The following is a 10,533-nucleotide window of genomic DNA, read 5'->3' on the forward strand; positions in this document are numbered from 1 at the left end:
GACCGCGCGGCGCGTCCCGCGGACCGCGGGACGCGCCGCTCGGGGCGGGCGGCCGCCGGGTGCTCACCTGCCGCCGCGCCCGCCCCAGACCTGCGCCACCAGGGCGGTGCCGGAGCCCATCAGGGCGACGCCGAGCGGGACGTGGACGGCGGTCGCGCCGTTCTCCCCGAGACTGAACTGGACGACGGTGAACACGGCCGTCGCCAGGGCGGCGGCGAGCGGGCGCGCCGACCCGCCGCCGCGCCGCACCAGGATCGCCGCGGCGATGGTGACGAGGAGGGCGGCCACGAGGAAGCCGGACGCGTTCCGGTGGATCTCGCTCCCGTGCTCGGCGCCGTCCAGCAGCTGGCCGGCGGTGATCCCCTGGAGCAGCATGCAGGCGGCCACGAACGCGGTCGACGCTCTCAGCAGCCCGTGGAAGCGGGGCGGGACGGACGCCGCGGGTTCGCGGGCGGCGGCGGTGCGGGCGGACGACGACATCGTCTACTCCTCGGCTCTCGGCGCGTCGGTGGTCGCGGTTTCCCCGGGCCTCGCATGCCCGGGGAAACCGCGGTCACCTAAAGACGCCTCCAGCGCGTCGAGTGTGACATCCGCCCGCCGCGCTCACGCGGCGGGCGTGAAGTCGGGCAGGGTGAGGGCCGAATGGGCCGGGCGCCCCTCCGCGGCGGGCATGGCGCCGAGGGCGCGCAGCCGCGCGTTCCGCTGCTCCAGGGCCCGGGCGGTGGTCGGGAAGAGCGCGGCGCCGCCCTCGCCGACCAGACCCTGGTTCAGGGTGACGAACTCGCGGGTGCCGCGCTCGTAGGCGGCGAAGCCCGCGGCGGGGCCCCGGCCGGCCAGGGAACCGGCGAGCATGTACGCGCCGACGAGCGCGAGGCTGGTGCCCTGCCCGGTGAGGAACGAGGGGGCGTACGCGGCGTCGCCCACCAGCGCGACCCGGCCGGCGGACCAGCGGGGCATCCGGATCTGGCCGACACCGTCGAAGAACAGGTCGTCCGCGCCGCGCATGGCGGCCAGGATGCCCGGGACCTCCCATCCCGCGTCGGCGAAGACCTCGGCGACCAGTTCCCGCTGGGCTTCCGGGTCCGTGAACACGTCGGCCGGCGGTTCCCGCCGGGCGAAGTTCAGGAACGCGTGCACCTCGTCGTCGTCCCCGACGGCGTAGAGTGCCGCGGCCCTGCCCGGCGTGTTCCACATCACGGTCTCGTTGGAGAGCCCGAAGGTGTTGCGCATGGTGAACACGGCGAAGCAGTGGCCGAGGTACCGGTGGAACCGCTCCTCGGGGCCGAACAGCGCCTCGCGGGTGCGGGAGTGGGTGCCGTCCGCGCCGAACACCATGTCGAACGTCCGCTCGCCGCCGCTGCGGAAGGTGACGTCGACGCCGCTGCCGGACTGGTCGAGGGCGGCGATGGAGTCGTCGAACAGGAACTCGACGTCGTCCCGGACCGCCGTGTGCAGGACGTCGGTGAGGTCTCCGCGCCGCACCTCCAGGTCCCGTTCCGCGACGCCGCCGGTGACGGCGTGCGGGGCGACCGAGGCGACCTCGCCGCCGTCCCCGTCGAGGAAGGTCAGCCGGCGCAGGTCGACGTGTGCGTCCCGCAGCCGCGGCAGGACGCCCATCCGCCGGACGACTTCGAGCGCGGTGCCGCGCACGTCGACGGGGTAGCCGCCGCTGCGCGGCGCTCCCGACTTCTCCACCACCGTGACGGCGTGCCCGTGGCGGTTCAGCCAGAACGCGAGGGCGGGGCCCGCGATGCCCGCCCCCGAGATCAGGGCGGTGCGCCGCGGCGCGGTACGGGCGGCCGTCGGCCGATCGGTGCGGGTCATTCTTCGGCTCCTTTGCTCATGGTGCGGACGGCGAGAAGGGACAGCGCCGTGACGGCGGCGGCGATGACGAAGCCGGTGACGAAGGCCGATTCGGCCGGGACGTCCGACCCCGCGGGGGTTCCGGCGGTGAGGAAGGCGCCGCTGATCTGGGCGCCCGCGGCGAAGCCGACCACGCGCGTCACCAGGACCAGGCCGGTGGCGGTGCCGGTGTCGCCGTGCTCGACGGACGCGGCCGTCCGGACGACCATCGCCGTGACGCACACGCCGCCGGCCAGGGCGATCAGCGCCTTGGCGACGACGAGGTGCCACACCTCGGTGTGCAGGAGCGCCAGGCCGGCCAGCGCGGCCGCCATGACGCCGATGCCGGCGGTGACCGCGGCTCCCGGGCCGAAGCGCCGCGCCGCGAGCCCGCCGAGCGGCCCGCTGATCGCCGCCGTGACGGCGCCGGGCAGCAGGTACCGCCCGATGTCGGTGGAATCGGCCCCGAAGCCGTACCCGTCGCCGGACACCGCGAACAGCTGCGGGACGAGGTACATCGGTACCGCGGTGCCCACGCAGACGGCGAACGTGATCACGTAGGAGCTCCATACCGCGGGGTTCGCGAGCATGCGCGGATCGACCATCGGCGAGGCCGCGCGGCGTTCCACGGCCGTCCATCCGGCGACGAGGGCGGCCAGGAGCAGGACGAGCGCGCCGAGCGCGAGCGGCCGCGAGCCGAGGTCGGGCGCCATCGAGAGCCCGAGCATGAGCGTCACCAGGACGCCGCTCAGCAGGGCCAGGCCGGGCAGGTCGATCCGGGCGCCCGAACGGGCCGGCGGGTCGTCCGGCATCAGCGCGCGGACGAGCAGGGTCGCCGCGACGACCGCGAGGGTCGGTATCGCGAACATCCAGTGGCGCGACAGCCCTTCCGCGATGGGCCCGGCGACCAGGGTGCCGAGCATGCCGCCGCCCACGAACAGTCCGCTGACCGTCCCGATGGCCACCTGCGACTCGCCCGCCGGGAGGTGCTTGCGCACCAGGATGAACGAGAGCGGCATCGCGCCGACCATCGCGCCCTGCAGTACCTGGCCGAGCAGCAGCACCGGCAGGTTCGGCGCCAGCGCGGACACCAGGCCGCCGGCCGCGACCACCGCCATGAGCCGGGTCATGACGCGTTTCCCGCCGTGCCGGTCGCCGAGGCCGCCCGCGACGGGCGCGACGAGCGCGCCGGTGATGAGCATCGCGATGCTGAGCAGCGCCCCTTGGGCGGGGCTGATCGACAGTTCGCGCTGCAGCAGCGGGAGCGTCGGCGCCACCACCGATTCCAGGGTGCCGGTGGCGGCCGCCAGCAGGCCGAGCGCTCCGACGGCGGCCTTCCCGATGCGGACCGGGGGGCCGGGGGGAGCGAGAGTTGCGGTCATGGACGTCCATACCTCCTTCGTCGTCGGGAGAGGTCGTGCGGGGCGGGAGCGGGCGTGGCGCCGCTCCCGCCCGGACGCGTGCGCTACGGCCGGCGGCGCAGCGCCGCGCGCGCCGTCAGCGTGACCGCGAGCAGCGCCAGGCCGACGGCCGCGCCCGCGAAGGACGCGTAGACCGGCGGGGGCACGTGGGGCGCCCCGCCGATCGTGCCGCGCGTCATCGGGATCAGCGTGGCCGCGGCGATCGCGGTGCCGAGGACCACACCCGCCGCGGCGGCCAGCAGGGCCTCCCAGCGGAGCATCGCCAGCACCTGGCGGCGGGTGGAGCCGGCGAGGCGCAGCGCGTCCAGCTCGCGGCGGCGGTCGAGGACGGTCATCACCAGCGTGTTGACGGCGGCGACGGCGGCGAATCCGCCCAGCACCGCGGCCATCGCGCCGCCGGTCCACGCGCCCAGCTTCGCTTCGACGTTCCGCTCGGCGGCGTGGCCCGAGGCGTCGGTGACGTCGCCCAGGGCGGCGAGCGGCGCCGCCTCGCCGCCCCGGACCAGCAGCGTGTCGTCGAAGGCCGAGGTGACGTGCCCGTCCAGGGACGCCCGGTCCATCGTCACCGCGGCCAGGCCGAGCCCGCGGCCGTAGACCGCGACGATCTCGGGGCTGGCCTCGGTGCCGTCGGGCAGGTAGAGCGGGAGCCGGTCGCCGACGCCCGCGCCCGCCGAGGCCGCGAGGGTCCGGTCGACGGCGACGCGGCCCTCGCCGAGCCGGCCGAGGTCGCCGTCGCGGACGTCCAGGTCCTGCACCTTCGCGAGCTCGGCGCCGGAGCCGGTGACGCCCTGGGCCGCCGCGCCCTGCAGCGACGCGAACGCGCCCGAGCCGACCGGCACCAGCACCTGCGTGTTCAGCAGGGCGACGGCGGCGTCCACCCCCGGCGCGCGGGCGGCGCGCGCGGCCGCGTCCGCCGGGAGCCCGGCCGGGGCCGTGACCACGTGGTCGGCGACCATGCCCGCGCGCAGCTGCTCGTCGGCGGCGTGGTTCTGGCTCGTGTGCGTGAAGACGAGCGTCAAGGCGAACGCCATGCCGAGCACGATCGGGGTGATCGCGGAGGCGAGGCGGGCCGCGCCGGCGCGGGAGTGGGCGGCCGCGAGCTCGGCGGCCGGGCCCGCGCCGCGCAGCGGCAGGCCGAACAGGCCCGCGAACAGCCGCGCCACCGGCGGGCCGAGCAGCGCGACCGCGAGCATGAAGAGCATGACGACGCCGAGGGCGGCGCCCGCCGCGTCGTCCCCGGCGGAGTTCGCGGACACGCCGGTGAGGACGCCGCCGCCGGCGAGGGCGGCGACCCCCAGCGCGGTGCGGACCGCCCCGGGCCGCAGCCGCGCCACCGACGCCTCGGTCAGCGCCCGTCCGGGCCTGATCCGCGCGGGGCGGCGCCCGGCCGCCCAGCCCGCGGCGAGCGCGGTGAGCAGCCCCGCGCCGACGGCGGCCAGCAGCGGGACGCCGGAGACGTGCAACCGCACCGCCTCGGGGATCGCGCCGCGGTCCCGCAACTGCCCGAACCACCAGTGCGCCAGCCCGATGCCGGGCAGGCAGCCGACGGTCCCGGCGAGCGGCGCGACGAGCAGCGCCTCGGACGCGACCGCGCGGCGGATCTGCCGCGGGGTGGCGCCGACGGCGCGCAGCAGCGCGAACTCGCGGGCCCGCTGCGACACCGACAGGGCGACGGTCCCGGCCGCGGTGAGGATCGCGACGATGGCGGCGATGCCGCCGAAGGAGGCGCCGATCCCGAAGAGCGTCTCCCGGGCGCGGCCGAGGCCGGGGTCCTCGACGGCGCCGCGGTCGTCGCCGAGGCCGACCTGGGCGCCGGAGCCGGCCAGGGCCTTCCGCACTGAGCCCGCGAGCGCCGCGGCGCCGGTGCCGCGTTCCGCCAGCACGGCGATGGCGTCCGCTTCGCCGGGGTGGCCGGCGAGCGCGGGGGCCCGGGCGTCGTCGAACCAGGCGACGGCGCCCGCGGCACCGGCGTCCCGGGCCGTGTCCGCGGGTCCGGGTTCGGCGAGGCCCGCGACGCGGAAGTCCCGCCGCCCGGCGGCGGTCTCCAGCGCGACGGTGTCGCCGACGGCGACCCCCGCGGCGCGGGCCGTCCCGGCGTCGAGCACGACGTCGCCGTCGCGGGGCGCGGAGCCCGCGGTCAGCTCGGCGCCGGTGAAGAGGTGCGAGCCCCATCCGTGCGCGGTGAGCGCGCCGCCCGGGACGCGCAGTTCCCGGGCGCCGCGCCCCGCTCGTCCGTCCGCCGTGCGCACCGGGAAGGTGAAGTCGGGGACGGCGGCGGCCGCGCCCGGCGCCCGGGCGGCCTTCGCCGCCAGCCCGGCGTCCACCCGCGCCCGGTCGGGCAGCGGGACCGCCTCCTCCTCGCGGTCCTCGCCGTCGCCGGTGACCAGGCGCACGTGCTGGTCCGCCGCCGCGACCACCGGCGCGTCCGCGTACCGCTCCGGCGGCACCGACGCCCGCAACCCGGTCTCGAGCAGGATCCCGCAGGCCGAGACGATCAGCGCGGACATCAGCAGCGCCAGGAAGGTGCCCGCGAACGACGCGGGCCTGAACCGGACGGCTTCGCGGGCGAGCCCGTTGGTGAGCCTCACGCCGCCGCCCCCGCCGTCGCGCCCGTGCGGGAGGGACGGGCGGTGAGGGCCGCCATCCGCGCCGCGATGTCCGCCGCCGAGCCGCCCTCCAGGTCGCCGGCGAAGGCGCCGGCGGCGAGGAACAGCACGCGGTCGGCCCGGGCCGCCGCGGCCGGGTCGTGGGTGACCATGACGACGGTGGCGCCGAGGGCGTCCACCGCGTGCCGGAGCAGGCCGAGGACCTCGGCGGCGGTCCCGGTGTCGAGGGCGCCGGTGGGCTCGTCCGCGAAGATCACGTCGGGGCGGGCGACCAGGGCGCGGGCGACGGCCACGCGCTGCTGCTGGCCGCCGGAGAGCTCGCCGGGCCGGCGCTTCGCCGCGCCGGCGAGCCCGACCCGCGCGAGCGCCTCGGCCGCCCGCCGCGGGTCCCGGCGGCGCCCGGCGAGGCGCATGGGCAGCAGGACGTTCTGCTCCACGGTCAGCGACGGCAGCAGGTTGAACGCCTGGAAGACGAAGCCGAGGCGGGCGCGGCGGAGCTCGGTGAGCCTGTTCTCGCTCATCCCGGTGATCTCCGTGCCGCCCAGGCGCACCGACCCCGCCGACGGCCGGTCGAGCCCCGCGGCGCACTGCAGGAACGTCGACTTGCCCGACCCGGACGGCCCCATGACGGCGGTGAACGTGCCCGCCGGCAGCGCGAGGTCGATGCCCGCGAGGGCGTCGACCGCGCCCGCGCCGCGCCCGTACCGCCGCCGCACGCCGCGCAGTTCGACGGCGGGCGGTGCGACGGCGGGTCCGGGTGCGGCGGGCGGGGCCTCCGGCCTCTCGTCCGCTTTCCGCTTGCCGCTGCGTAGCCTCATCTTCCGCCCTTTCGCCGTTCTCCTGTACCGACCGGTGGAGTGTGCGAGGGCGGTCGCGGGCCGGGCGTCATACCCGGGAGCCGATGTGGGGGTGCTACGCCGGTGGGGGGTGGTGCAGAGGCGTCCTACTCGCCGGGGGTCACCAGCCCCGACTCGTACGCGAAGACCACCGCCTGGGCGCGGTCGCGCAGGTCGAGCTTGGTGAGGACGCGGCTCACGTGCGTCTTCACCGTCTGCTCGGCCAGCACCAGCGTCTCGGCGATCTCCGAGTTGGACATGCCGCGCGCCACCAGGCCGAGGACCTCGGTCTCGCGTTCGGTCAGGGCGTTGAGCCGCAGCGCGGGCTTGCCCCGGGCGGGGGGACGCTGCCGGGCGAAGTCCGCGATGAGGCGGCGCGTCACCGAGGGGGCGAGCAGCGCGTCGCCGGCGGCGACGACGCGCACCGCCGCGATGAGGTCGGCGGGCGGCGCGTCCTTCAGCAGGAAGCCGCTCGCGCCCGCCCGCAGCGCCTCGTAGACGTAGTCGTCGACGTCGAACGTGGTCAGCATCAGGACGCGCGGGCGGTGCGCCGCGCCCGGCGAGGGCGCGAGGAGGCGGCGCGTGCCCTCCAGGCCGTCCATCTCGGGCATGCGGACGTCCATCAGCACGACGTCGGGACGGGTGCGCCGGCTCAGCTCGACGCCCTGCGCGCCGTCGGGGGCCTCGCCCACCACTTCGATGTCGCTCTGGGCCGCCAGCAGTGCGGCGAAGCCGGCCCGCACCATGGCCTGGTCGTCGACGATGATGACGCGCGTCGTCACGTGGGATCCTTTTCGGTCAGGGGTAGGTGTGCGGCCACGCGGAACCCGCCGTCCGGCAGCGGTCCCGCCTCGAGGGTGCCGCCGACGAGCCGCACCCGTTCGCGCATGCCGACGAGGCCGTGGCCGGTGCCGCGCTCCTCCAGCGGCGCGGCGGGCGGTTCGGGCGGGGGCCCGTTGACGACGAGAACGGCCAGCCGCCGCCCGTCCTCGGCCACCGTCACCCGCGTCGGAGCGCCCGGCGCGTGCCGGACGACGTTCGCGAGGGCCTCCTGGACGATGCGGTACGCGGAGAGCCCGACCGCCTCGGGCACGTCGGCGTCGCACGCGGAGTACTCGACCGGCACGCCCGCCCGCACCGTCGCCTCGGCGATCTGCGCGATCCGCGTCAGGCCCGGCTGGGGGGCGAGCTCGCCGTGCGCCTCCTCGTTCCGCAGCACGCCGAGGAGCCGCCGCATCTCGCCGAGCGACTCCCGCGCGGTCGCCGCGATGGACGTGAACTCCTCCTGCGCGTCCGGCGGCAGCCCGTCGAGGCGGTACACCGAGGTGTCCGCCTGCACCGTGATGACGGACATGTGGTGCGCCACCACGTCGTGCAGCTCGCGCGCGATGCGGGCGCGCTCCTCCAGCAGCGTCCGCCGCTCGCGCTCGGCCTCGCTGATCGTCTCCTGCTCGGCCAGCCTGCGCTGCGCCTCGTACCGCTCGCGCAGCGCGCCGCCGAGGACGAGCGCGACGCCGCCGAGGATCGTGAGCAGCGTGTCCCGGGCGGTCGCGCCGTGGGGCGCGGCGAACCCGAGGCCGACGCTCGCGCCCGCCGTCGCCAGCCACACCAGCAGCAGCGTCCGGCGCGACTCGCGCAGGCCGAGGGCGAGGCAGAGGCCGACGTACCCGACGATCTCCATGGGCGGGAACGGCCAGAGGAGCCGCTCCTCGAAGTCGACGGTGAGCAGGACGAGCGCCCCGGCCACGTCCGCGGCGAAGACGATGCACCAGGCGCGCAGCGGACGGACGACGGCGAGCAGCAGCGGCGCCGCCTGCGCGACGGCGAGCGCCCCCGCGACGGCGCCGTCCAGGCCGTAGTCGGCGCTGAGCACCGTGATCGTCGTGGGCAGCAGGGCGACGCAGAGCAGGAACGCGACGCCCCACGGGAGCAGCCGCACCGACCGGCGCGACGCCCCGGCGAACAGCGCGCGCGGGGGTTCCTCGGACGTCATGGACGCCAGCCTATGGCCGGCCGCCGGCCCCCGGAGGGGGCCGCGTCGCGGCGGCCCTCACGGGGGTGCGGCGAAGCTGTGCCGGGGTGCATCCGTCCGTCTCCCTCGGTCTCGTCGGCGGTGGGAGGGAGGAGGGTAGGAAGCCAACGGGGGCGGACGCGTCACGCCGGGGAGCCGACTCGAAGCGCTACCCCGGTAGCGGGTCTCCTCCGCGAGGAGGAGACCGCCGGTACCTCGCTCTTGTATAAGGGTCCTCCCCGACGCCAAGGGGCGCGCCGGGACAAATTACCCCCTCCCCGTATGTTGCGTTTCATGTAAACCCCCTTTCGGCGGCTTCGCTCGAGCGAAGGCCGAAGGATCGTCGAGCGCGGCCGCGACGTGATATGCGTCACCGGCCCTGCTCGCCGCAGGACGGGCTCCTATATTCGGTCACCGTCCGTAGTCGGGTCGCGCGGCTCGGCGGAGAAGCGGCGGCTGCCGGGGACGAGCGCCGCGGCGGCGGGGGCCAGGAGGCAGACGGCCGCGCACGCGCCGAGGACGGGCTCGGGACCGAAGGCGTCCATGGCGGGCGCGATGAGGACGAGCCCGAGCGGGGCGAGCCCGTACGACAGCAGGAAGTCCAGGGACGAGACGCGGGCCAGCTTCCCCGGCTCGACCTCCCGCTGCGCGGCGGTGAACCAGGGCACGTTGAACAGCTCGATACCGATCCCGGTGACGGCGTAGGCGGCGATGACCACCCACGGGTGCACGGGCAGCAGCAGGGCGAGCGGCGCGAGGGCGTAGAGGGCCAGGCCGGCCAGTGCGTTCCAGCCCTCGGCGCGGGGGCGCCGGCGGGCGACGACCACGGCGCCGATCAGCGCGCCGACGATGTAGGCGGTCGCGGCGCCGGCCAGCACCGCCGCGCCGCCGTACCGGTCGCGGCTGATCAGCGGCAGCGCCACGCCGGTGGCCGAGTATCCGGTGGCGATGACCGCGGTCAGCGCGGCCAGGCCGGCCAGGAACCACGGATGCCGCCGCGCCTCGGCCACGCCCTCGGCGAACTCGGCGAGGAATCCCGCCCGGTCCCGCCCCGCGGCGCCCGGCGCCGGGCCGCCCGGCGGGGGCGCCAGCGCGGCCACCAGCCAGAGCAGGGCGATCCCGAGCAGCAGCCCGCGGGCGTCCAGGACCGTCGCGAGCAGGGCGGTCACGGCGGGGGCGACGAGCGTGGTCCCCCGGACGGCCAGGGTCATGGCGGCGTTGGCCCGCTGCCGCCGCGCCGCCTCCACCACCTCGGCCGTCAGCGCCTGGAACGCCGGACGGCACGCGCCCTGACCGGCTCCCGAGAGGGCGGCGGCGAGGGCCATGAGCACCGCCGAGCGCCCCAGCCCGAGCGCGATCAGCGGCGTCGCGGCGGCGGCGGACAGCCCCGCCCACAGCACCGTCTCGCGGCGCGAACGGCGGTCGGCAAGCACGCCGCCGACCGGCACCGCCGCCAGGAACCCGACCGTCCGGGCGGCGAGCACGAGGCCCAGCGCGGACGGGGACAGGGAGCGCTCCAGTACCGCGAGACCGAGCACGAACGGCAGCGCCCATGTCGCGAGACCCGAGGCCGTGTGCGCCGTCCAGAGACGCAGGAACGCCGGATCGCGCAGCACGGAGCGTCCGGGGGCGTCTCGTCCGGGGGCCGCCGGGGGCGGTGCCGTCGTCATGGCGCCTTCGTCATGGTGCCGTCTCCTGCCGCACGGCCCGCACTCCGTGCCGGGGCGGGGGCGATTTCGATAATGATTACCGTTATGACTACCACAGGCGCACCCCTTCCGGTCGGGGCGCCGCCGCCCGGACGACACCCGCCACGC

At 76.9% G+C, this 10,533-nt stretch carries 8 protein-coding genes; all 8 read right to left on the reverse strand.

Going from position 1 to position 10,533, the window contains the following annotated elements; translation table 11 throughout:
* Window positions 1-63: 63 nt before the first annotated feature.
* A complete protein-coding gene (locus tag DMH08_RS00195) occupies window positions 64-480 on the reverse strand; it encodes a hypothetical protein (RefSeq protein ID WP_125610748.1) in 417 nt (138 codons plus the stop codon).
* Window positions 481-603: 123 nt separating this feature from the next.
* Window positions 604-1,824 (reverse strand): FAD-dependent monooxygenase, encoded by a 1,221-nt coding sequence (locus DMH08_RS00200; RefSeq protein WP_125610750.1) that lies wholly within the window; start codon window positions 1,822-1,824, stop codon window positions 604-606.
* Window positions 1,821-3,224: an MFS transporter gene (locus DMH08_RS00205; RefSeq protein ID WP_125610752.1), complete on the reverse strand. Its 1,404-nt coding sequence runs from the start codon at window positions 3,222-3,224 to the stop codon at window positions 1,821-1,823. Before DMH08_RS00205 ends, DMH08_RS00200 begins: the two co-directional genes overlap by 4 nt.
* 83 nt (window positions 3,225-3,307) lie before the next feature.
* Complete coding sequence (locus DMH08_RS00210; protein ID WP_125610754.1) at window positions 3,308-5,851, reverse strand: ABC transporter permease; 2,544 nt, start codon at window positions 5,849-5,851, stop codon at window positions 3,308-3,310.
* On the reverse strand, window positions 5,848-6,687 hold the full coding sequence (locus DMH08_RS00215) for an ABC transporter ATP-binding protein (protein WP_125610756.1): 840 nt from the start codon (window positions 6,685-6,687) through the stop codon (window positions 5,848-5,850). Before DMH08_RS00215 ends, DMH08_RS00210 begins: the two co-directional genes overlap by 4 nt.
* Before the next feature lie 125 nt (window positions 6,688-6,812).
* Window positions 6,813-7,487: a response regulator gene (locus DMH08_RS00220; RefSeq protein ID WP_026401442.1), complete on the reverse strand. Its 675-nt coding sequence runs from the start codon at window positions 7,485-7,487 to the stop codon at window positions 6,813-6,815.
* A complete protein-coding gene (locus tag DMH08_RS00225; RefSeq protein WP_026401441.1) occupies window positions 7,484-8,698 on the reverse strand; it encodes a sensor histidine kinase in 1,215 nt (404 codons plus the stop codon). The genes DMH08_RS00220 and DMH08_RS00225 overlap by 4 nt, the downstream gene beginning before the upstream one ends.
* A gap of 419 nt (window positions 8,699-9,117) precedes the next feature.
* Entirely contained in the window at window positions 9,118-10,386 is a 1,269-nt protein-coding gene (locus DMH08_RS00230; RefSeq protein ID WP_125610758.1) for an MFS transporter, read from the reverse strand.
* Window positions 10,387-10,533: the final 147 nt, after the last annotated feature.

It is taken from the genome of Actinomadura sp. WAC 06369, from assembly GCF_003947565.1.
GTDB classification, from domain to species: domain Bacteria; phylum Actinomycetota; class Actinomycetes; order Streptosporangiales; family Streptosporangiaceae; genus Spirillospora; species Spirillospora rifamycini.

Bases quoted from the DNA above. Each gene is read 5' to 3' on its own strand.
- DMH08_RS00195 (WP_125610748.1), bottom strand. From the start codon at position 480: ATGTCGTCGTCCGCCCGCACCGCCGCCGCCCGCGAACCCGCGGCGTCC.
- DMH08_RS00200 (WP_125610750.1), bottom strand. From the start codon at position 1,824: ATGACCCGCACCGATCGGCCGACGGCCGCCCGTACCGCGCCGCGGCGC.
- DMH08_RS00205 (WP_125610752.1), bottom strand. From the start codon at position 3,224: ATGACCGCAACTCTCGCTCCCCCCGGCCCCCCGGTCCGCATCGGGAAG.
- DMH08_RS00215 (WP_125610756.1), bottom strand. From the start codon at position 6,687: ATGAGGCTACGCAGCGGCAAGCGGAAAGCGGACGAGAGGCCGGAGGCC.
- DMH08_RS00225 (WP_026401441.1), bottom strand. From the start codon at position 8,698: ATGACGTCCGAGGAACCCCCGCGCGCGCTGTTCGCCGGGGCGTCGCGC.
- DMH08_RS00230 (WP_125610758.1), bottom strand. From the start codon at position 10,386: ATGACGACGGCACCGCCCCCGGCGGCCCCCGGACGAGACGCCCCCGGA.